19 protein-coding genes and 2 pseudogenes are annotated in these 22,848 nt (G+C 51.3%); 5 read left to right on the top strand and 16 right to left on the bottom strand.

The features are described from left to right. Positions 1-10 precede the first annotated feature (10 nt). From JL719_RS10395 to JL719_RS10415, 5 genes are all read right to left on the bottom strand, one after another. The gene (locus JL719_RS10395; protein ID WP_033156497.1) at positions 11-961 is read right to left on the bottom strand and encodes a YiaD family glycine zipper/OmpA-like lipoprotein; all 951 of its coding nucleotides are present in this window, start codon (positions 959-961) and stop codon (positions 11-13) included. 266 nt (positions 962-1,227) lie between these two features. Then, positions 1,228-2,541: a PepSY-associated TM helix domain-containing protein gene (locus JL719_RS10400; protein WP_051669941.1), complete on the bottom strand. Its 1,314-nt coding sequence runs from the start codon at positions 2,539-2,541 to the stop codon at positions 1,228-1,230. A gap of 194 nt (positions 2,542-2,735) precedes the next feature. Beyond that, positions 2,736-5,129, bottom strand: coding sequence for a TonB-dependent siderophore receptor (locus JL719_RS10405; RefSeq protein ID WP_051669939.1), 2,394 nt, complete (start codon positions 5,127-5,129; stop codon positions 2,736-2,738). A 291-nt stretch (positions 5,130-5,420) separates the two neighbouring features. After that, positions 5,421-6,398, bottom strand: a complete 978-nt coding sequence (locus JL719_RS10410; RefSeq protein WP_051669937.1) for a FecR family protein — start codon at positions 6,396-6,398, stop codon at positions 5,421-5,423. Positions 6,399-6,456: 58 nt separating this feature from the next. Then, a complete protein-coding gene (locus tag JL719_RS10415; RefSeq protein WP_033156720.1) occupies positions 6,457-6,969 on the bottom strand; it encodes an RNA polymerase sigma factor in 513 nt (170 codons plus the stop codon). Between the two features lie 26 nt (positions 6,970-6,995). Here JL719_RS10415 and JL719_RS10420 point away from each other — a divergent pair, with 26 nt between their 5' ends. The 3 genes from JL719_RS10420 (at position 6,996) to JL719_RS10430 (ending at position 8,022) form a co-directional block, all read left to right on the top strand. Next, positions 6,996-7,271, top strand: a complete 276-nt coding sequence (locus tag JL719_RS10420; protein WP_033156496.1) for a hypothetical protein — start codon at positions 6,996-6,998, stop codon at positions 7,269-7,271. Between the two features lie 157 nt (positions 7,272-7,428). Beyond that, positions 7,429-7,719: a type II toxin-antitoxin system RelE/ParE family toxin gene (locus JL719_RS10425; RefSeq protein WP_033156495.1), complete on the top strand. Its 291-nt coding sequence runs from the start codon at positions 7,429-7,431 to the stop codon at positions 7,717-7,719. Between the two features lie 9 nt (positions 7,720-7,728). Further along, positions 7,729-8,022: an addiction module antidote protein gene (locus tag JL719_RS10430; RefSeq protein WP_033156494.1), complete on the top strand. Its 294-nt coding sequence runs from the start codon at positions 7,729-7,731 to the stop codon at positions 8,020-8,022. Positions 8,023-8,237: 215 nt separating this feature from the next. On the opposite strand, the gene JL719_RS10435 is transcribed toward JL719_RS10430, so the two are convergent. The 3 genes and pseudogenes from JL719_RS10435 to JL719_RS10445 all read right to left on the bottom strand — a co-directional run bounded on the left by JL719_RS10435 (position 8,238) and on the right by JL719_RS10445 (position 12,367). After that, positions 8,238-9,653, bottom strand: coding sequence for an SEL1-like repeat protein (locus tag JL719_RS10435; RefSeq protein ID WP_051669935.1), 1,416 nt, complete (start codon positions 9,651-9,653; stop codon positions 8,238-8,240). An 88-nt stretch (positions 9,654-9,741) separates the two neighbouring features. After that, on the bottom strand, positions 9,742-10,509 hold the full coding sequence (locus tag JL719_RS10440; RefSeq protein WP_033156493.1) for a hypothetical protein: 768 nt from the start codon (positions 10,507-10,509) through the stop codon (positions 9,742-9,744). A gap of 752 nt (positions 10,510-11,261) precedes the next feature. Continuing rightward, positions 11,262-12,367: pseudogene (locus JL719_RS10445) on the bottom strand (IS5 family transposase). Between the two features lie 132 nt (positions 12,368-12,499). On the opposite strand from JL719_RS10445, the pseudogene JL719_RS10450 reads away from it, so the two are divergent. Then, positions 12,500-13,102 (top strand): annotated as a pseudogene (locus tag JL719_RS10450) (Tn3 family transposase); the annotation flags it as partial. Positions 13,103-13,104: 2 nt separating this feature from the next. Here the strand turns inward: JL719_RS10450 and JL719_RS10455 are convergent. The 4 genes from JL719_RS10455 to JL719_RS10470 form a co-directional block, all read right to left on the bottom strand. Further along, entirely contained in the window at positions 13,105-13,491 is a 387-nt protein-coding gene (locus tag JL719_RS10455; protein ID WP_129871382.1) for a PepSY domain-containing protein, read from the bottom strand. After that, complete coding sequence (locus tag JL719_RS10460; protein WP_033156425.1) at positions 13,488-15,932, bottom strand: TonB-dependent siderophore receptor; 2,445 nt, start codon at positions 15,930-15,932, stop codon at positions 13,488-13,490. The genes JL719_RS10455 and JL719_RS10460 overlap by 4 nt, the downstream gene beginning before the upstream one ends. Before the next feature lie 187 nt (positions 15,933-16,119). Continuing rightward, a complete protein-coding gene (locus JL719_RS10465) occupies positions 16,120-17,082 on the bottom strand; it encodes a FecR family protein (RefSeq protein ID WP_033156424.1) in 963 nt (320 codons plus the stop codon). 84 nt (positions 17,083-17,166) lie between these two features. Next, entirely contained in the window at positions 17,167-17,694 is a 528-nt protein-coding gene (locus JL719_RS10470; protein ID WP_033156492.1) for an RNA polymerase sigma factor, read from the bottom strand. A gap of 267 nt (positions 17,695-17,961) precedes the next feature. On the opposite strand from JL719_RS10470, the gene JL719_RS10475 reads away from it, so the two are divergent. Further along, positions 17,962-19,083 carry a sensor domain-containing diguanylate cyclase gene (locus JL719_RS10475; protein WP_033156491.1) on the top strand — a complete coding sequence of 374 codons (1,122 nt, stop codon included), beginning with the start codon at positions 17,962-17,964 and terminating at the stop codon, positions 19,081-19,083. Here JL719_RS10475 and galE read toward each other — a convergent pair. The 4 genes from galE to fabA are packed head-to-tail and all read right to left on the bottom strand — an operon-like array spanning position 19,080 to position 22,792. Further along, complete coding sequence (galE, locus tag JL719_RS10480; RefSeq protein ID WP_033156423.1) at positions 19,080-20,126, bottom strand: UDP-glucose 4-epimerase GalE; 1,047 nt, start codon at positions 20,124-20,126, stop codon at positions 19,080-19,082. The genes JL719_RS10475 and galE overlap by 4 nt on opposite strands. Positions 20,127-20,141: 15 nt before the next feature. Next, positions 20,142-20,999 (bottom strand): tRNA 2-thiocytidine(32) synthetase TtcA, encoded by an 858-nt coding sequence (gene ttcA / locus JL719_RS10485; protein WP_033156422.1) that lies wholly within the window; start codon positions 20,997-20,999, stop codon positions 20,142-20,144. A gap of 46 nt (positions 21,000-21,045) precedes the next feature. Beyond that, positions 21,046-22,266: a beta-ketoacyl-ACP synthase I gene (fabB, locus tag JL719_RS10490; RefSeq protein ID WP_033156421.1), complete on the bottom strand. Its 1,221-nt coding sequence runs from the start codon at positions 22,264-22,266 to the stop codon at positions 21,046-21,048. A gap of 10 nt (positions 22,267-22,276) precedes the next feature. Then, on the bottom strand, positions 22,277-22,792 hold the full coding sequence (fabA, locus tag JL719_RS10495; protein WP_033156420.1) for a 3-hydroxyacyl-[acyl-carrier-protein] dehydratase FabA: 516 nt from the start codon (positions 22,790-22,792) through the stop codon (positions 22,277-22,279). Positions 22,793-22,848: the final 56 nt, after the last annotated feature.

Below are 22,848 nucleotides of genomic sequence, written 5' to 3' on the forward strand. Positions count from 1 at the left end.
ATCTAAAGCTTTATTGTTGTTGGTAATAAGGCTGTGGATACTGCTGCTGGTATTGCTGGTTCTGTTGTGGGTAACTCTGTTGCGGATAAGTTTGCTGTGGATACCCCTGTTGCTGTGGGTAACCTTGGTATTGCTGATTCTGCTGAGGGTAACTTTGCTGTTGCGGGTAACCCTGCTGATACGGTTGGTTTTGCTGCGGATAACCTTGCTGCGGGTAGTTCTGCTGCGGATAACCGCCTTGTTGCTGATAAGGCTGGGTTTGCTGTTGCGGGTAGCCTTGCTGCGGTTGTTGCGCAGCACCGGCGTTTTGATTGGCGTTGATCGCCAGTTCCACCCGGCGATTGATTGCCCGATTGGCATCGCTACTGTTCGGTACTTTCGGCGAACTTTCGCCCATGCCCTGCTGGGAGATACGCATCCGGTTCACACCGCGTTGCGCCAAGAAGTTGGCCACGCTGGTAGCCCGTGCTTCAGATAAACGTTGATTGTCGGCATCGGAACCCACGTCATCGGTGTGGCCGGTGACGGAAATCGTCGACTCCGGGTAATTGGTCAACACTCTGGCGATGGGGTCGAGTGCGTGCTGGGCTTCCGGCGTCAAGTCGGCCTTGCCGAACGCAAACGTTACATCACTGGTGCTTGGCATGTTCAAGGTCAGCTGGTTTTGCGCGGTGCGCTGGACTTCAATCCCGGTGCCTTGCAGCGACTGCTGCATCTCTTCTTGTTGTTTGTCCATGTAATAACCGACCCCGGCGCCAACCGCGGCACCGGCTAATGCGCCCAGACCGGCGTTTTTCCAGTCGTTTCCGCCGAATAAAGTACCGGCGCCTGCTCCCACTGCCGCGCCGACACCGGCGCCCTTGCCTAGGTTGCTCATGCTGGACTGGCCGGTATAGGGGTTAGTGGTACAGGCTGTTAACAAGCTGGTACCGATGGCGATAGCAAGTAATTTTTTAGTCATTATTTTTCATCCTGGATGCTGTTCATAAATACGTTGAGTCGGGAGGCGTATAAATTCTATGGGTATTGCCAATAGAAGCCGGTCCCGGACCGCGTGGCGATTAAAACCTTAAAGGCTTAACTCGCACTTAAAATGGACCGGCAGGCGGGGGAATGGTTTCCTGAATGGCTTAGTAACCCTGCCCTATTTATCCCGGATGTGCCGCGGGCTAAGCGCATCGCAGCCCAAACGAGCGTGCCCTTCGACAGACCAAGCGCGAACGGGATTTAAGGGCGGGGGCAATAAATTGATTCAGCGGCCTGTGGCGGTTGTTTTTGGCTAAGTGACTTTAGAGGTTGTTTCGCCCGCCGTTTTTGCAGCCAACGCACGACGCCGGTGATATACAACACCGGGCAAGCCAAACCCGCCAGCAACACCAAAATTCGTCCCGGCCAGCCGAAAGCGTGGCCACTATGCAAAGGCCATTGCCAATCGTAAAAGACATCGGCGTTCGAGCCGGTGCCGGAATCGTAGACTTTCAGAATTTCGCCGCTGTATTGATCGACGGCAATATCCCGGTAGCCGACGAAGCGGCTTAATTCTGCGACGTCTCGTTTCATCACCCTAAACACATCCAGCCGGTCCTTCGGTGCGTTCAGCATCCATAGTCGGCCGGCAGGGTAGCTTTGCTGCACTATTGTTTCCACTTGCGCTAGGCTAATCGGCTGTTGTCCCGCTTTGGGTGGGGCGCTATCAATCGTTTCCGGAATGCCGTTGTACGCATTCGGGCGGGTGATAGTCGAGAACGGCTTGACTAAAACGTCTATTCGCTCCGGCTGCGTCATATAAATACCGGAAAACAATACCGGTATTAACACGATGCCGGAATAGAAACCGACTATTTTATGCAGATCGAAGTTGAACCTGACCGATCCCGAACGGCGCTTGAAGGTCAGCGCCTGCCTAAATTTACCGGTCAGCGGCCACCAGACGATCAAGCCGGTCAATACCGATAAAATGGAAAAGGCGCCGAGAATCGAGACGATAGTGGCGCCAGTCTTGCCCAGCAGCAAACACCAATGTAACTGCATGATGAAACTGACCAAAGGCCGGCCCCAATATCGATCTTTCGGATGCCAAAGCTGTAAACCCTTGACTTGCGCGGTATAAGGGTCGACGAAGATATAGTAGCCGTCGCCACTGTTCGTTTTACTGTCGTCCCTGACAAAATACAAAAATTTGTAAGCCACTTCGGCGTTTCGTGGGTAGTACACCTTAAAAAACAGACTATCTGGCGGTTTGGCGTTTTCCGCTGCGGCGACGATGTCGTCTAACGACCGCAAGTGTCGTTGTTCTGCGGCGGGTAAGGAAACGACGGACAACTCAGGGTTCAGTATTTCCTGCATTTCCAGATAAAACACCAGTATGCCGCCGGTCAGACCGACGACCGCCAACAGCAATCCGGCACTCAAACCTAAATAAAGGTGAACAGCCAGCCACCTTTTACGACGGGATTTAAGCTTCGTTAACCGGCTAGCACTGGCATTGGGTGCGGGAGGCTTTGCACTGCAGGACGTTAAATTCTCAAAAGCTGGTTTCATAACGATTTTTAAAAATGACTTCGGCTAAGGAACACAAGACGGTTTTCTGATTAAAAAGCGGTTTCAGCAATAACGTCATCTTGGCTGTAACTGCCGAGATGACGATACTTGACACCGCTCGCGCAACTTTATGGTCAGGAGGCGGTTCGGTCGCAAAGAACGGGAAGGACTACCGCTTTTTGCGACTTACCCGGTCAAAATTCAACCTTGACCGACCCCAAGAACGAACGGGGCGTACCCCAGGTCGCGCGCGTGCCGGACACTAACGCAAAACCGTCGTGGACATATTCCTTATCCAGTAAATTGGTAACATTCAGCTGTAAAGTAACGTTGGTTTTTGCCACTTTGCGGGTATAGCTAGCCAGCAGATCCACGACGCCATAGCCATCGAAGTTGAAATCATGAAAATCGAAGGTCGCCTTCCTGTCGCTTGCCAGTTCCAGGCCAGCACCGATTTTTAAACCACGCAAGTCTGCCTGCTGAAAGTCGTATGTGGTCCAAAAAGTGGCGGTATGATCCGGAATGCCTCTCAATCGGCTGCCGACCGGGATATTATTCGGATTGTTTTCCTTCAACACTTCGGTGTTGGTGTAAGCATAAGTGGCAATGGCATTCCATCCAGGCAGAATTTCCCCTTTGATATCCACTTCGACGCCCCGGCTACGGGCCTCGCCGGTGGCTACGCTAAAATTTATATTGGTTAAATCGGTGGTGGGAATGTTTTGTTTGGTTAAGTCATAGTAGGCGATAGTGCTGGTTAATCTGTCGTCGAAAAATGCGGTTTTAAATCCCACTTCCCACTGTTGCGCGGTCTGCGGCGGTAAAAAGGTATTGCCTTGTCCCATGCCATTGGTTGTGCCGAAATTCTCCACATAATTACCGTAAAGGCTCAGCCATTTTTCCGGTTGCCACAGCACACCCACCTGAGGTGTCACCGCATCGGCTCTTTGTCCGACCTGTTGAGACAACACATTGAATTGCTCGACATTTTGGTAACGAAAGCCGCCCATGACATGAACGTTATAAGGTAGTTTGATTTGATCCTGCAGATAGATGCCGTATAGGTCGGTAACGGTATGAAACGAATTGGCGGCTCGTGTTGTTAAGTTGATAGGCGGATTACCGGTATGGATGGGATTGTAGATGTCGATGGTGCTGGCAACGGTACTGCTGTAGCCGACGGTGTTTTCGTCTTGCAGATAATAATCACCGCCAATCAGCAGCGTGTGTTGCAAGCCCCAGGTGTTGAAATGGCCGGTCAGGTTGGTGGTCGTAAAATAACTTTCGTTGCTGTAAAAATCGCTGGTCACTAAACGCCGGTTCAGCGTGCGCTGGTCGGCTTGTAAGGTAGTGGGTAACAGTGCGGTTCTAGTTCTATCCAATAAGTTGATGCCTAGTTGCTCGCTGATCTCCCAGTTGTCGTTAAATTGGTGTTTCAGATTAAAGCCGACGAATTTATTTTCGACCGGATTCGGGTTAGCTTCCATCAAATTCCGTTCGCGCGGAATTTCCACCAAGCGTGGGTTGATCCAGCTACCGTCGGCACGGGTGCCGTCTATCATTAGGGGTCTGGAATGCAGGTCGTAATCATTGTTTTCGTGGCGGTATTCCATCTCCAACAATGCCGTGGTTCGCGGGCTGATGTTCCATTGCAGCACCGGGGCGACGAATACTTTTTCGTAGTCCACCAGCTCGCGAAACGAGCCGCTGTTTTCATAGGACACATTCATCCGGTACAACAGATCGCGATTTTCAGTCAACGGCCCGGTCGCATCGATGCTGGTACGGTATAAATCGTAAGAACCGAATTGTTGTTGCAGCGCGTAATACGCCGTATCCAGAGGCTTTTTGGTCACGACGTTAACCATACCGCCTGGCTCGACACGCCCATATAACATCGCGGCCGGCCCTTTCAGGACCTCAATGCTTTGCACATTGGCCATGGCTCGCGTGCCGTCCGCGCCACCAAAGGTATCTATCCGGAAACCGTTGCGGAAATAGTTGAAATTGAAAAATCCGCGAATTGTCACTTGGTCGCCCAAACCGCCAGCGCCCTGGCCGGTGGTCACGCCGCTGACGTATTTCACCGCTTGATCGAGTTTGATGGCTTGGCGATCATCCAATACCGCCTTCGGAATAACCTGGACGTTGAGCGGGGTTTCCATGATTGGCGTATCGGTTTTGGTGGCGAAACGGGTATTGGGTACTGAGTAGTCCTTGTTATAGGGGTCGGTGAGATCGTAACTGCGTTGTCCGGAGACGGTGACCGCCGGCAAACTGTTCACTTCTAGCGGCTTAATCGATACGGCATTATCAGCGGTGAAGGTGTAACTCAAGCTGGCGCCGCCGACCAGAATCGCTACCGCCTGCTTGGCGCTGTAAGTGCCTTGCAGCGCGGTACTGGTTTTACCGGCTAGGGTTTGCTCCGCGTAGAACAGATGCAAGCCGGTCTGCTGTTTGAGCGTTTCCAGCGCGCCGGACAGGGCTTGCGCGGGAATGTTCAACTGATAGCTTTGTTCCTGAGCCGTGGCAACCAGCGCGGTGCCGGTCAGCAGGCCGCCGACTAGCGTTCTCGAAAGTGAATACATTTGCCCTCCCGTGGTGTGTGATGATTTCACTACCCAGTAAGAGCGGTTTTCAAGGGCGAAGGCGCCACTTTTTTTTCGAGTGGTTAAAAATATTTTTCGGTAACGATTTCGCGCGCAGCGTAAATTCACTTATTTCCGTAAGACGTAAACCGCCGGCGGTATGCGGGAATGTTGCCATGGCCAGCGTTAGTGCCGGGGAAGCCAAGGGGGTGTGACGAACCGGCTTCCGACCTGAGCCCGCCGAGCGTCTTATGCGTATTTCGACCTGTTGCTGAACCGGCCCTCGCTTGCTTAGCGTTCGAATTCGATCAGTCGCTCGTTTTTTCGAACCGCCTTGATCGGCAGCGCGGCGCTGATGGCATTGAGGGCAAGGTTTAAGTCGTTGGTGGGAAAGTCGCCGCTGACTTTAAGGTTTTGCAATTGCGGGTCGGCGACGCGGAGTTCGATGTCGTGATAGCGGCTTAGTTGTGCCAGAACCTCGGCCAGCGCCGTCTTTTTAAATACCAGCATGCCTTCCCGCCAAGCGGCGACAGTAGTGGCGTCGAAACGGGTCGGCGCGGACGCCAGGCCGTGCGCATCGTATTTAATTTGCTGGCCCGCCAATAGATTTTGCGGGTCGGGCCGCCGCTCAGTGGCAACGGCGACTTCGCCTTCCAGAACGCTGACCGTGGCGGCGTTATTCAGCATGCACACGTTGAATTGGGTGCCTATATCGTGGATCTTGCCGTGGCCGGCGACGACGTCGAAGGGTTTGGTTTCATCGTGCGCCAAGCTGAATAACGCTTCGCCTCGATCCAGCACCGCTTCGCGGCCGCGCCAGCCGTAGCGGACTCGCACCTTACTGTTGCTGTTGAGTTCTATCGTCGAGCCATCGCGGAGCGCGATGTGTTGCCGTTGGCCTTTTAGTGTCGAGTAACAGTCGGTGTTTATCCAGTCCCAGGCTAGAGGAATGCCTATTGCCGCAATCAGTAACGAGGCGGCTATCGACAGCCGTAGGCCGCGGCGTGCCCGGCGGCGCGCCATTTGCGCGCGGCGTAAACCGTCCCTTGCTGCCATCAGCCGCGGGTCGGGTTGTACGTCGGCGCCGCTAAATTCCCGCCAAATCGCTTCGGCGTTTTGATAGCTCTGGCGATGGCGAGGGCTTAACGCCAGCCAATCCTGAAACGCCCGGCGTTCGCTAGCCGAACAATCGGGCGCGCTCAGTCTGACCACCCAATGACTGGCTTGTTCGTGCAACGACGGTGAAATTGGCGGGGTGATTCGGTTCATGGTGTTAGTGTATCGTATCCACAACCGGCTACGCTGGCCGGCGGAGAATTTGGCGGTATTAATCGATGTCCTGGCTGACGGATTTGCTACAGTGGGCCAAGGCCTTGATGCAATAGCGCTCGACGGTGCGCGGCGGGATCGCGAAAGCCTTGGCGATTTCGGGATAGGTCAGACCGTCGACGCGGTGTAACAGAAACACGGTACGAACAATTTCCGGCAGGCTGTCTAGCGCTTGCATGCAAATTCGCAGGCGTTCCCGGCTTTCGGCGACGGCATCGGGTTGCGGCATCGGGCAGGCTACAGCGTCCGTTTCCGATTCTTCGTCGTTGACGAAAGGGACGATTTGCTCGCGTCTGTGTAGATCGCCGCTCAGGTTGGCGGTAATGCGATACAGGTAGGCGCGGTGATTGTCGATGGCGTCGGTGTCGCCGTGCTGCAAGAGCCTGAGATAAGCATCCTGAACCAGATCCTCGGCATGTTGGCGGCCGGCCCGTTGTTCGGCGAACACCAGCAGCTCCTTGTTGTGTCGTTGGAACAGAAAGTCCAATAGGCGAATATGGCGATTGGGCATGTCGGCGTGAAGTTCAATGGTGCGCAATGGCAAGCCGAAATCGTGCCCGATTTGCGGGCGATGCGATTATTCAAGAGCTTAAGCGGTTTGACGAGCTTGAGCATACGGCCGATTTAATTGAACTGTGTTATATGCCAACGGCAAGCATCGGGAAATCGCCGACATTTCAAGCCGAAGGGCGTATCCGCCGCCAATGCTTCGGCGGCGGTGATTTAGCAGCGGACTTTATCGGGATTTTTCTGGGCCTGAATAAGGCTATTTTTGCCCATCCCCTCGAAAAGGTAAAAATTAGCAATATCTAATAAGCCGGCATGCACATGGCTTTATTTTCCACCATGTTATCTGGCATATAATCCACTCCCGCTATTACCCATTTCAACACGAGCCCTTACGTTTGCACGAGAACGCAAGCGGCAGTCAGTCTATTGACAAACGTAGCCTATCGGCTACACTTAATCCATGATCGATATAAAGAAAACCGATGTTTATGCCCAATGGCTGGACAATCTTCGCGACATTCGTGCTCGCGCACGAGTTTTGGCCAGGGTCGAACGTCTGGCTGCCGGCAATCCGGGTGACGTGAAGTCCATCGGCGAAGGTGTATCTGAAATGCGCATCGACTATGGCCCCGGCTATCGAGTGTATTTCACGCGGCGCGGCAACGAAATCGTCATTTTATTGGCCGGTGGCGATAAAAGCACGCAGACTGCCGATATCAAAACCGCTCAAGAACTTGCTCGTAACCTGTAGGACAACGCAATGACAAAAATTATTATCAGCCGCTACGATGTGGCGGAGCACTTGAGAACCACCGAAGAAATGGCGGCCTATCTGGATGCCTGCATTGAAGAAGCCGACGGCGATGCGGCCTTCATAGCCAAAGCGCTTGGCGATATTGCCCGCGCGCGTGGCATGTCGCAGATTGCCAAAGAGACCGGACTTTCCCGCGAAAGCCTGTATCGATCCCTGGACGGCGAGCATATCCCTAGTTTCGATACGATTCTCAAGGTAACAAAGGCACTAGGCATTCATCTGCATGCCGACCCGGCCTGATAAATTCAGCGGTACGAAAACGTACGTTAGCGGCTAATTTAATTCGCTTGCATGCTTTCTTAAGCAAACTGACGGACAACACCCGGCCACTCTCGTCGTCTGACGAGAGTGGCTCTACCAATAATCCGGTTTAATGGCCGATTTTCTCTTGGCTAGCCTTTTCTTTTAATCTTCCCTCGGTTGTCTGCTGGGGAAGATTAAGCTAATTCAAGGTCTTATTTAAGTGGACCTACCCCCATGCTATCTAGATATTGATTGTATTCATTCTTCCTTTGTTGTAAATCCTGCATGCGCTGATGCCGATCTTCGTATTCACGTCTTGCTGCTTCATTGCGCTGCTTAATAACTTGATCGCCAGGCAAATCAAACTCGAATGTTATAAATTGCGAATGAGGGTTTGGTAGTTTTACCCATTTTCGCATGGCTTCCTCAATGGCTGGCTTGAATAAATCTGGGTTCACATTATCGAAACGACGACCATATTCAAATTTCATTAATTTACCGGAATTTGTTTTGCCATCTGGTTTATATTCATATGTGTCGTTATCAACTATATAATGCACAGTACCTTCCATGTGACTATTCTTTGCGTTTTCTGGATATTTTGGAATAGCTAATCCGCTTTCAGTATCACATAGACAGTCCGGTGTGATATGTATTGTGTATTCAACATCATAGCCACCACCACCTGCTGGTTTTTCAATATAACGACAGTATTTTTCATTTGCGGCCAATGCTTTTTGACAGGATTCCTCTCTCGTTTTTTCTGCTTTCACCTTCTCTACTTCTGCGTTACTTTGCGCCAGAAGTTCCTTGCTTTGTTCATCACCTTGATCGGCGGATTTCTGCGCCCACTCTTTCGCTAAGGTTAGATTTTTCTCAACCCCATTTCCATTGAGATACGCATGCGCCAAACCACGCTGCGCCATTTTTTCACCTTGGTTGGCGGATAGTGTGAGTAAATCCACCGCCTTTTTGAAATCAACTGGCATGCCAGTGCCGTGGTAATACATAAAAGCCAACCAGAATTGTCCTTCTTTATTCCCTACAGCTGTTAATTTCTTGAATATATCCGCAGCCTTTTCATAATCTTTTGGAACGCCTTTACCCATAAGGTATGACAAGCCGAGATAATACTCTGCTGACGCACTACCATTTTGTGCGGCTTTTTTAAACCACTCAAATGCAACTTCGTCATCCACTTCTACACCAATACCATTAGAGTAAATATTACCCAAATACTCTTGTGAGTCCCTGTCGCCCTTCTCTGCTGCTTTCTTGAACCATTCAACGGCGTCTGGATATTTTTTGTAATTAAAATAAGCTTTACCAAGTACACGTTGCGCTTCTACATTGTCTTGTTCAGCTGCTGCTGTCAAAAGGGATATTGCTTTGTCTGGATTTTGTTCTACACCATCCCCTTTAAAATACATTTGACCCATAAATTCCTGGCCACATGAATTTCCCTGGTTGCTGGATTTCTCGCCCCATACAATAGCCTGTGCAACATTTTTTTCAATATCCTTACCAAAATAATATGCCTCTGCTAGCCTACATTGAGCATTGGCATCTCCATTTTCTGCTAATTGAGCGTCCTCAACTACCGTTGATGAATGTGCATAACTAGACACAAATAAGACAAAAAAACAATATTTTTACTTTTTGTATACATAAAATAAATGTTTTATTCAAAAATAATATGATAATCTTAATGCATTTCTAATGGTTTGTATTATACGTGGCGCATTTATTTGCTATGTCATTAATTAACTGGCTTCCAACTCCGTATGAAGATTGTATATTAATACTCCATCCAATAACAATAAACTCTCTACATTTGTCAGGTTCTTTGCAATTAATGTTTAAATTCCAAACAATAGAGTCATACGTTGCGCAATTGTTATTTATTTCAGATATTTTTATTTCCTTTAAGTTTTTATCAAATAAAGAAATAAATGCATTAATAACAGACCTTCCATTTAACAAAATTATTTTAATATTTTTGTTACAAACCTGCTCCTTGAAAAACCATGACTCATTTTCAAGAAGATTTTTCTTTTCATATGCGCTAAGCTTTGACCAATTTTTGTTTGTTGCGCTTTGCACTAAATCAAGGTGACAAGCTGTCCCATCATAATAGGAAACATCAAAGCTATTAAGAATTGGGTTGAATTTGTCAAACCATGATTTGTAAGGGTTTTTATGGAAATATTGCAAGCATCCACATTCAATAATCTGCAACTGGTGAGGTAGAGCATGTTGGATATCAGATATTCTCAAAGTTTTGTTAGTCTCTAAACGGTTATTTGGTCCCAACAATAATAATCGTTTTGAATCAAGAAATTCGCGATGACTTGGATTTAAGCCAACAGTAGCAACGGATGCGCAATAATAGTCACCAAAACCAAGAACCGGTGTCGAATCTTTTACGATCAGAGACGTATTTAAATTTTGTTTTTTTAGCCGAGTTAACAAATATTGTCTCATTTGTTAAATACTTATTCCGGTGTAAGTATTCACTTCCCCGCCTTGTAAAAGTGGAATTGATGGGGATTTATTCAATAAAATCTCCCATAACCACCTCTTTTTCTAAGAGGGGGACTGAACGGATACATTACGGTTTATCTAGCTGTGATGCAATTGAATCTAAAATTTCAGGAACACTAGAATATGATGATCTTGAATTTGGGCATGTTCCTTTTACTGCATTCAACATTTTACTGACACCTAATGCACCAGCCATTTCCTTCTGGCTTTGTGTTCGTAGACAGGTATCAATTTAGTTAGCTGCGCACGATGCGTCTTCATAACCAACTCTTATAGCATGTTTAACACAAGTAACTATCAATTCATTTTGTTCAGCTAATGCCGTAGTAGAGAAAAATCCAAATAATATTATGATATTTTTGATATAAAATAGCTTATTGTATAATGACTTCATCTTAATTTAACCTGAGTTCTGGATAAATAAACGCAGGCGGATGCTTTGTGTTTGGTACAAGATTTTTTCCTAAAACAAATGACCATAGAATAAAAAGCATCCATGGGCAGCTTAACATAAACATGCCACCTAACAGGCTGTTGAAATTTACCGATATACCTTCGGTTTCGGCGCCATTTCTCGAAGCGCCGGGTGGTCTGGAAGCCTGATTAGGCCTTAAAAACCGGTTTTGGCCGGTTATATTCGCCCCTAAGGGGGTTAAATTCCGCCTTTTGGCGGATTTTAGGCGCACGACCACCTAGGCGGTGCTGTAACGCCAACCGAAAATGGCGCCCATTCGCGTCAGGTTATAGGCGGCAAAGGTAAAAAACGTTTGTGCGGCGACTTTCTTCAAGCCCCGGAACTTGGTTTGCCGTAGCGGACCGACGGTCTTGGCCCAGCCGAAGACTTCTTCGATCCGCTTGCGGGTTTTGAGGCTTTTGCGGTAACCGTCGTGCCTCGTGGTACGGCCATCAATGGCCGAGCCTTTTTCTTTTCTGGCGACATGCGGGGTGACTTTGCGTCCGCGTAGCTTGCCCACGAAATCCGCTGTATCGTAGTTTTTGTCGGCGCCCAAGGTTGCGCCAGGTTTACTGATCGTGCGTTTGACCATGGTTTCGGCCGCCTCGCGTTCCGCGGTGCCGGTGGCCTGGGTGACTTCAACGTCGACGACTAAGCCATTGCGGTTCTCCATCAAGGCATGGCCGAGGAAAGCCAGCTGAGATTTGTCACCTTCGCTCTTTTTGTACAGCCGAGCATCGGGATCGGTGGTCGAGGCGTGGGTATCGTTGCTGCGTTTCTCGCCCTTGAAGTTGACGGTGGGATTGCGTCCACCGTCTTCCGGCGGCGGGGTCGAACCGTCCTTTTTGACGAAACTCTTGTGCGAAGCCCAGGCCTGGATCAACGTACCGTCCACGGAGAAATGTTCGTCGGAGAGTAGCTTTTTCCACTCCGCCAAGGCCAGTACCCGTTCGAAAAACAAACGGCTGATACCCAAAGGGCACAAGTGCGCTCGTTCAGCAAGCGGTCGCGGTTGGCGCTGAAGGTGGAGTGATCCCATACGGCGTCGTCCATGGTCAAGCCAACGAACCAGCGGTACAGCAGGTTGAAATCGATATGCTCCACCAACTGCCGCTCCGAGCGAATGGAGAACAGCACTTGCAGCAGACTGGCGCGCAGCAGGCGCTCCGGCGGAATCGAATCCCGGCCGCGACGGGCGTAGAGCGCGTCGAACTCGTCGTTCAATGTGGCGAGCAACAGATCGACTACTTTGCGTAGATTGCGGAGCGGATGTTTTTTCGGAATCCGCGCTTCCAGGGTTCGGTAGCTGAACAGGTCTTCTTGGGTGATGTCGGCGCCGCGCATGGGATCAATGCAGTATATTGGAGATGGTACTATTTTATCATGCAGAACAATGTCTTATGAATTACTCTCGCATCTGGTTCAACCAATCAATGCGGCTTGCGGGAGCGATAAAATCAACAGCCTGTTAAACCATCGCGTAAAGTCTTTGATACCTTAATCTGCAAGGAGTGGCCGAATATCCAGCGCATTCTGGCTTCGCTGGCACAAAAGGACGTTACTCAAGCGACCATCGTGCGTAAACTCGCCAGTTATAAGCGGCAAAACCAGACCAAGAAGGCACTATGGGAATTGGACAATATTTATCGGTCACTTCATATTCTTGATTCCATCGATGCCCCAATACTCAGGCAGCGCATTCAGAAGGCGCTTAATCGCGGCGAGGCGTATCACCGTATGCGACGAGCGATTTCCTATGTCAATGGCGGTAAATTCCGGGTAAAAACCGAAGCGGAGCAGCAAATCTGGAACGATTGTTCCCGACTTATTGCCAACGCCATCATCCACTACAACACGCTAATCTTGTCGCGGGTGTATGAGCAAAAACTGGCTGCCGGCGACCAGGATGCTATCGAGATCATCAAAGGCGCGTCGCCCGTCGCCTGGCAAAATGTGAATCTGATCGGTAAGTTTGAATTTACGGAAGAAAATGCCAAGGTTGACATCGAGGCGTTGGCCGCACGATATAACGACCCTGATTTTTGGCGAAAGTCTGTTGAGGGTTATAGCGATGCTTAATATTAGGTGTTGCTAATTTTTACCTTTTCGAGGGGATGGGCAAAAATAGCCAATAACGGCGGCGGCCGATTTTGCCGGGCGTTTTTGCCGCCAGCGTCGGCATGGCGCGGATAATATAGCTTGTCAAACCGGCTACCGGGCGGTTTGATGGTCTCCGCCGCCGCGAAGATGTCATCTAGCGGACAAAGCTGTCTTTGACTAGCCGGCGGCGCTTGGATTCGAATCTGCTCGGCATTCAGCACGTCCTGTAATTCCTCGTAAAACACCAGAATGCCGCCGGTAAAACCCACCACCGCCAATACCGCGCCCACGAACAATCCCAGGTATAAATGCACCCGCAACCAGATTTGCCGCCGGAATTTTAGCCGTCGTAAGCGTGCCGATGTCAAAATTCAACCTTGACCGAACCTAAAAAAGTCCGTGGCATGCCCGGTTGCGACCCGAAACTGCGGGTTTCCCAGGTCGAGGCCGAGTAATAGCGTTTATCGAGCAGGTTATCGACATTGAATTGCAGGCTGATTTTCGACGGTCCGGCGTTGAAGGCGTACCCCAGGGCGGCGTCGACGCGAGCGTAACCAGGCAGTTGAAAGCTGTTGGCGCGGTCGCCCTGGCGTTCGCCGGCCAGATAAACCCCGGCGCCCGTCCACAAGCCTTGCCAGCCGAGGCCGGAGAAATCGTACTTCGACCACAGGCTGGCGGCTTGCTCGGGCACGTTGGCGAACTGCTTGCCCTGAATGTCTGTGACGTCCTTGGTAAACATCGTGCGGGTAAACGAATAGCTGGCGATCAGGCTCCAGAAATCGGTAATGCGCCCGGATACATCCAATTCGATACCTTGACTGCGGCCTTCGCCGACCAGCACGTTGAAGCCCTGCGCCGCCAACGCGGCATCGGCGGCTGAGTGGCTTATGTTCTTCTTGGTCAGCTCGTAGTAAGTCAGGCCGGCATTCAACTTGCCTTCCCACCATTCGCCTTTTACGCCGGCTTCCCAGCCCTCCGACATTTCTGGACGGCGTTGCGAACCTGGAATCAGCCGGCTGGTATTGGCGGCGTTCATAGCTTTGACGTAGTTGGCGTATAGCGAGAGCCAATTTAGAGGCCGATAGAGCAGACCTACCCGTGGACTGAATTCGCCGTCGTCGGTGACATCCGCGCCGTCGCTACTGCTGTGGGCTTGGTCGTAACGAGTGCCGAACAATAGATGCCAATCCTCGGCGATAGTGACTTGATCCTGAATGTACAAGCCCCACCAAGAGGTACGACTGGTCGATACCGGGCTGGAGGCTTCCGCCGCCAGATTGATGCCGGGCCGGTCGTAGGTAATCGGCTGAAAAATATTGATGGGTGCTGGGAAACTGGTGCCGCAGGTGTCGCACAGGAAATAACTGCTGTTGGTGCGGCCGTCGGTCTTATAAAGATCGCCGCCGACGGTCAGGGTATGTTCCAGGCCGAACGTGTTGAAGTTGCCGGTGAGATTGATAATACCTTGGATGCTGTCCTCGTTGTAGTCGTAGTCGCTGTAGAACAGGGACGCGTCGCCGGTGGCTTCGTCCAGGGTATTGATGAAAGTGCCCGCCGAGAATTGGTGTTCGTAGTTGTAGCCGACTTTGGCGTTCAGTTTCCAGTTATCGAAAAAAGCGTGGGTCAGGCTCAGACCACCGTAAAGCAGGCTGGAATCGCCGTTGTCGGTGGCGCGCTCGCCTATGAAGCGGCTGATTGGCAGGTTGGCCGGTCTAGTGCCCACCGCTGGTACTCCGAAGGTGGTGGGACCATTGACGTCGTGGTAGCGAAAATCCAGATCGAGTTGGGTGCGTGGTGAAATTTTCCAGGCCAGGGACGGTGCGATAAAACCACGTTCCTTATTGACCACGTCGATATAGGAATTGCTGCTTAAGTACTCCATGTTCACCCGATACAACAAACTGCCGTCTTTGTTAATCGGCCCGCTGGCATCGGCAAGCGTGCGGTAGAGATCGAACGAGCCGAATTGCTGTTGCAACGAATAGTACGGCGTATCCAATGGCCGTTTAGTGACGTAGTTGATCAAGCCGCCTGGTTCCATGCGACCGTACAATGCACCGGCAGGACCTTTCAACACCTCAACCCGGTCGATCATCGCGAGGGAATGCGACTGCGGCAAGTCCCGAAGGCCGTCGATATATTGGCGGCTGTCGGTGGCAAAGCCACGTAAATAAGCGGTGTCATAGACATATTCTTCACCGCGCGAATCGAAATAGCCACTGACGTTGCGCAAGGCATCGCCGACCCGGATGGCTTGCTGGTCGTCGAGAACTGCTTTGGGAATCACCTGAATCGATAACGGCGTATCCATGATCGGCGTGTCGGTTTTAGTAGCCGAGCTGGCAATGGTCCGGTTATAGAAAGGATTTTGCGGGTCGTCGTCGACATAGCTGACTTTGCCGGTCACTGTGACTGGGGGTAAGGTGGCGGCGGATTGGGGTTCGGTAATTGCTTTCTTCTCCAACATTACATTGCCGGGACCGGTAAGCCGGTAACCAATGCCGGTACCTTGCAATAGATTGTCGAGCGCCTGTTGCGGCGAAAAATGGCCGTTCACCGCACTGGAACGTGCATTTTGGGCAATTTCCGCTGGAAAACCGACTTGCCAATCACTAGCGGCAATGAAGGCGTTCAATGCGTCGGTCAAGGCTTGGGCCGGGATGTTGAAGGTTCGCGTGGCGCCGGGAGTATCGGTTTGGCCGGTCTCGGCGGCATAAACTGGTAGCGGCCGAATAGCCGGCAAAGCCAAAGCGATTGCCATGGCGAGTTTGCGTAATGCGGCGGGTGGGATGGGTGGTAGCCGATGCATGAATACTCCTGGTCTGTGAACTTAATAGTCAGTGCAAAAAAGCACATGGCTACCGAGACGTTTCAGAAAAAGGAATACACAGTTGGCGAGAAAATTATTTTTTGACTGGCGAGTAGGGCGTCGGCCGGAGATTGTGGCATCGGGCGAATGATTGTCCCAATCAATACCTAATTGGTCGGGGGGCGATTTAGTTTTTCAATATCGTCAGGTAAGTGGAAATATTCACGATTTTGGCGCCGGTTATGTTCGCCAAGGTTCGCAGTAGGCTGTCGGTATCTTCCAGTTTGTAATTGCCGGTGATCCGGGTGTTTGCCAACTTGGCGTCGGCGATGGCGATGGTGCCGGGATGGTAGCGATCCAGTTCCGTTATCACGTCTGCCAAGGTTCGATCTTGAAAGATCAAGCGGCCTTTTAGCCAAGCAAAGGTTTTACCGGTATCTATGTTGCTGATTTCCGCAACGCTGTGGGTATCGATCTCGGTATGTTGGCCGGCGCTTAATTGCCGGTTTTGCCCTTGTTCGGCGCTACAAATCACTAAGCCGCTTTCGACATTCACTTGGGTAGTATCGCCGGTTTTGACGCTGAAGCGGGTGCCCACCACGCGCACTGTTCCCTGTTCTGTCGTCACAATAAACGGCCGGCTTTTGTCGGCTTGCACCTCAAAATAGGCTTCGCCGCTTAATAAGATTACGCCGCGCTGTTGACCGGCGTAATCCAGTTTTACCGCACTATCGGTATTTAGAACCAGCGCGGAACCGTCTGCCAGTATTACTCGGCGCTGTTCGCCGGTGGCGGTGGTAATGTCTGCTTGCCAGCGTTGCAAGCAGTCGGTTGAAGCCAGGAACCAGCCAACAATCAAGGTAATGCTGGCGGCTGCAGCCCAGCGCCGAACGGTCGATTTACGCTGCGCGGGCGGCCGAAGTGGGATGCTGGCGTATTGGCTTAGGGCGGCGTTCAATGCTGGCGATTGCCAGAGTTGCACCACTTTGTCGTAAGCGGTTTGATGCGTGGGGTCGGCGGCTAACCAGCAGGCAAACTCGGCTTGATCGGCCGCACCGGTTTTATGGTCTTGTAAGCGGGCAAACCAGGCAAGTGCTTGATCTTGGACATTACCCGGCGATGGAACTTCCTGATCAAAACGTAAAGGCATGGCGGTTGACGGGTTAGGCAATGGGGCGAATTTTATCAGTATTGGTGCTGTGTTCAGGAAAATCAGTATGGCCTAAGGTTACGGCTAGTCTTGCCGGCTGGCTAATAAATGAGTCAGAGCTGCCTGTACATTCTTCTCTACCGCGCTACGCGATATGTCGTAATAGGCGGCGATCCGCTCGTAATTCCAATGGTGAAATTTGTGCAACACCAGAATTTGCCTGCGCCGTTCGGATAATTGCTCAAGCGCTGCCAGCATCAATGCCAGTTCTTGTTGATCGGATGCTTGCTGCTCGGGCGTCGGGGTATCGTCCGGCAAATTGTCCAGCAGCGATATATCTTCGTCCGTATCGGCCGTTTTTGAGTCGTCGGCGCGTTGGCGAATACGTTCTTTACGCAGATGATCCAGTGCCAGGTTTTTTGCGATTTGGTATAGAAACGGCCGCGGGTAACTGATGTCTTGGATTTCCAGGGCGTGCAGCATTTTTATGTAAGCTTCATGCGCCAAGTCTTCCGCGGTTTGCGGGCAGCCGACGATGCCGAAAATAGTGTGAATCAACGAATCGCGATGGCTCAAAAATAAATCGTCGATGTTGAAGGTGAGGCTGTTCATGGCGAAGACGAGTTTGGCGTGCTTGGAACCCGATAGAGCCGATTTACAGCAATATTTGAACCAATAAACAAGTGTGTTGATTTTGAAAGACAAAATCACATGGCACCCGGCGGCAGGGTATGGCATATGCCGTTTTAATGGGTGAAATGCCTGATTTATTTGCAATCAGAGTGGACGGGAGATGTGTGCTGGAAGTGCCCACAACTACACACTTTTTCTGCGAAAACTGCTAGTCTTATCACCTCGATTAAGCGGGTGGGGCCGAGCTTGGAACAGGATATAACAACAGATCTGCGGGTGTTGGAAAGTCATTTGGACGGTATGCTCAACCGCGTCCAGCATAACAGTCTGACCTTAAAGCGATTGCAAAGCTTTGAAATGCGTTTACTGGGGCTTAGTTCGCTGGCGGAAATGATCGAGTTCATTCTCGGCGAAGCCAAGGCCTTGTTCGATTTGGACGTAATCAGTTTGTGTTTGATCGACCCGAAAAACGAAATCGCCGGTTACCTGGAAGTGGATAATTATAATTATCGGGACCGGGAAGGGCTGTTTTTAGCAAGTAGCGAATGGCAATTGCGGCATAGTTTTGGTCTGTCCGACCAGCCGTTTCTGGGGAGCTATCAAACCACGATTTGCGAGAAGTTTTTCTCCGAATCCAATCAACAAAAACCGGCGTCGGTAGTCATTGCGCCGCTGATTCGCCGGGATCGGTATTTGGGCTCGTTGAATCTGGGCAGTTATCACAACGAGCGTTTCATGCAAGGTATGGCGACCGATTTTGTCGAGCACATCGCCTCGGTCATCAGTATTTGCCTGGAAAACAATCTTAATGTCGAAACCATGCGGCGCACCAGTTTGGTCGATCCCTTGACCGGCGTGAACAATCGGCGGTTTTTGGAGCAGCGTATAGAGGAAGAGCTGGATCGCAGCCAACGCAATCGCGAACCTTTGTCCTGCCTATTTCTGGATATTGATTTTTTCAAGCGCATCAACGACGGTTTTGGACACCAGGCCGGGGATCATGTACTGGCTGTGGTGGCCGGTATCATCAAGAAATTGCTGCGCAATAACGATGTGCTGGCGCGTTACGGCGGGGAAGAGTTTGTGGCCTTGCTGTCGCAATCCGATGAAAGTACGGCCTCGGAAATTGCCGAGCGGATTCGTTTGAGTATTGCTAATTTGCAGGTGGAGTATGGCGACCAAGCCATCCCGGTGACTATTTCGATTGGTGTGGCGACTTACCAGCCTAACCGGGCGCAGAAAAAGCTTGTCGCCGAGATTGCGTTGCAATTGGTGCAAACCGCCGATGCTGCCTTGTACGAAGCCAAACGTAAAGGCAGAAACCGTATTGAGAATGGCGGGCTGGTGTTAGTAACCGAGCCTGCTTAGTGGTAACCGTTGGGATTGTTTTTCTGCCAGCGCCAGGTGTCGGTCATCATTTGTTTTAAATCCCGCTCGGCTTTCCAACCTATTTTTGCTTCGGCCAGGCTGGGATCAGCGTAGCAGGCCGCGACATCGCCGGCTCTGCGTGGTGCGATTTTGTAGGGTACCGCTTGGCCCGTCACCTCAATGAAGGTATTGACCATTTCCAATACGCTGTAGCCGTTGCCGGTTCCTAAATTAACCGCATCGCAAATAGCGGTATCGGCCGATTTACCGAGCAGGTATTGCAAGGCTTTGATATGACCTTGTGCCAGATCAACTACGTGGATGTAATCGCGGACGCCGGTGCCGTCCTTGGTGGGGTAGTCGTTGCCGAACACCGACAGGACCGGTAATTTGCCGATGGCAACTTGCGATAAAAACGGCATCAAATTATTGGGGATGCCGTTGGGATCTTCACCGATCAAACCGCTGCTGTGCGCGCCGATGGGGTTGAAATAGCGCAGTATTGCAAATTGCCAGGGCTGGCTGTTGCCGTTCAGGCTGTCGGCATTGCTGACATCGCGCAGGATCTCCTCGATAAACAGTTTGGTACGGCCGTAAGGATTGGTGGCTTGCAGCGGGAAGCTTTCCAGAATCGGTACGCTATGCGGATCGCCGTAAACCGTCGCCGACGAGCTGAATACCAATCTTTTCACTGCAAACTCGTCCATCGTTTCCAGTAACACTTGGGTGCCGTAGATGTTGTTGCGGTAATAGCTCAGGGGTTGCTGGCAGGATTCGCCGACGGCTTTCAGGCCGGCGAAATGAACCACCGCATCGATTTTATGTGCTTTAAAAATCTCGCGTAGCGCGGCTTGGTCGGTAATGTCGGCTTGATAGAAACCGGGTTTATGTCCGGTAATGGTTTCGATACGTTTCAGCGATTCGATTTTGCTGTTACTCAGGTTATCGACAACGATGACCTCGAAACCGTTATTCAGCAGTTCTACGCAGGTATGGCTGCCGATATAGCCGGCGCCGCCCGTCACTAAGATGGTGTGTTTCATCGTTGTAATTCCTGGTTAGCGCTCTAAGATGTCCAGTCCGGCTTCATCGGATACGACGCGCGGAATAGTGGATTCGGGGTCGCGGCGCAGGCCGGCAAAATCGAACAAGCTGGTATCGGCCATTTGCGACGGCGCGATATTTTGCAAACTGGCGAAAATCGTCTCGATGCGGCCGGGGAATTGTTTATCCCAAGCGTTGAGCATTTGTTTCATCGCCTTGCGCTGCAGGTTTTCTTGCGAGCCGCATAAATTGCAAGGAATGATCGGAAACTGTTTGAAAGCCGCGAAGCGGTTGATGTCTTTTTCCCGGCAATATGCTAACGGACGTATGACGATGTTTTGCTTATCGTCACTCAGCAGCTTCGGCGGCATGGCTTTCAGTTTGCCAGCGTAGAACATGTTCAGAAAAAAGGTTTCGATGATGTCGTCACGGTGATGGCCGAGGGCGATCTTAGTGATCTTATGTTCCTTGGCAAATCCGTACAGCGTGCCGCGGCGTAGCCTTGAACACAGACTACACGTCGTTTGTCCTTCCGGGATGATGCGTTTGACGATGCTGTAAGTGTCGTGCTCGATAATGTGGTAAGGCACGCCTATCGATTGTAGATATTCCGGCAGCACGTGTTCCGGAAAGCCTGGCTGCTTCTGATCCAGATTGACGGCAATAATCTCAAAATTGATTGGCGCGGTTTTCTGCAAGTTCAGCAGAATGTCCAGCATGGTGTAAGAATCTTTGCCGCCGGACAGACACACCATGACCTTATCATCGGGCTCTATCATGTTGAAATCGGCGATGGCTTCGCCAACGCAACGTCTCAGGCGTTTTTGCAGCTTGTTAAACTGGGTACGGGATTTGTGTTCTGGATCGGACATGGGTGCAGGGAAGGGCGGCTGAACCAAAGTTGCAGCCGCGCCAAAGTTAGCCGTTATAGCGTTGGAAAATCAGCGTGGCGTTGGTCCCGCCAAAGCCGAAGCTGTTGGACATAATGGTGTTCAGCGTGACGTTATCCCGATATTCTCTAACGATAGGAATGCCGGCCGCGCCTGGATCGAGTTGGTTGATATTGGCGGAGGCACTCAAGAAGTTTTCTTGCATCATCAGCAAGGAATAAATGGCTTCGTTGACGCCGGCCGCACCCAAGGCATGTCCGGTCAGGGATTTAGTCGAGCTGACCGCCGGCACGTTTTCTGCACCGAACACCTCGCGCATCGCTTCCAATTCTCGGGTGTCACCCACCGGGGTGCTGGTGCCGTGCGCATTGATGTAGTCTATTTTATCGGTGACGGTAGCCATTGCCTGCTGCATGCAGCGCACTGCGCCTTCGCCGGAGGGTTGTACCATGTCGTAGCCGTCAGATGTGGCGCCGTAGCCGACCAGTTCGGCGTAGATTTTGGCGCCGCGGGCTTTGGCGTGTTCCAATTCTTCGATGACTAACACGCCGCCGCCGCCGGAAATGACGAAGCCGTCGCGGGTTTCGTCGTAGGGACGAGAGGCCGTTTCTGGCGTGTCGTTATATTTTGAGGACAAGGCGCCCATCGCGTCGAACATCACCGACATGGTCCAGTGCAGTTCTTCACCGCCGCCGGCGAACACAACGTCTTGTTTGCCTAATTGAATCAATTCCATGGCGTGGCCGATGCAGTGGGCACTGGTGGCGCAAGCGGAGCTGATGGAGTAATTGACGCCTTTGATTTTAAAGGGCGTGGCCAAGCAGGCCGTGTTGGTGCTGGACATGGCGCGCGTCACCATGTAGGGTCCGACCTTTTTTACACCTTTGGAACGCAGAATGTCGGCGGAATCGACCAGATTGGACGTTGACGGCCCGCCGGAGCCCATCACTAAGCCGGTGCGGATATTGGACACTTGCGACTCTTCCAGGCCGGAGTCGGCAATAGCCTGTTCCATAGCCAGGTAGTTGTATGCGGCACCGTCGCCCATAAAGCGTTTAACTTTACGGTCTATCGCTTCATCCAGATCAATATTAACCGGGCCGTGTACATGGCTGCGAAAGCCCATTTCGGCATAGACCGGTGCGTGAACGATACCGGAACGGCCGGCGCGTAAAGAATCAACCACTTCGTCCCGGTTGTTGCCGATGCTGGAAACTATCCCTAAACCTGTTACAACGACGCGCTTCATGATGGTTTCCTTAGAAATCTTGGGTGGAAGTGAATAAACCGACTCGTAAATCGGTCGCCTCGTAGATTTGTTTGCCATCGACTTCCATCGTCGCATCGGCGATGCCCATGACCAATTTGCGTAGAATCACACGCTTCAAGTCGATTTTATAAGTCACTTTTTTGGCTGTCGGCAGCACTTGGCCGGTGAATTTAACTTCGCCGCAACCCAGCGCGCGGCCTTTGCCAGGGCCGCCTAGCCAGCATAAATAAAAACCGACCAATTGCCACATCGCGTCCAAACCTAGACAGCCTGGCATGACCGGGTCGCCTTGAAAGTGGCAATCAAAAAACCATAATTCGGGGGTAATATCCAGCTCGGCGATGATTTCGCCTTTGCCGTATTTGCCGCCTTCATCGGAAATATGGACGATGCGGTCCATCATCAGCATATTGGGAAGCGGTAGCTGCGCGTTGGTCGGACCGTATAATTCACCTCGGCCGGACATTAATAATTCTTCGCGCGTGAAACTGTGCTGCTTCTCCATCTTGATTTTTACCTGGTTGGTGGGTTCAAAAACTGCGGCATTATCTAATAACCGGC

The organism is Methylomonas sp. LW13, assembly GCF_016865255.1.
Taxonomy (GTDB): Bacteria; Pseudomonadota; Gammaproteobacteria; order Methylococcales; family Methylomonadaceae; genus Methylomonas.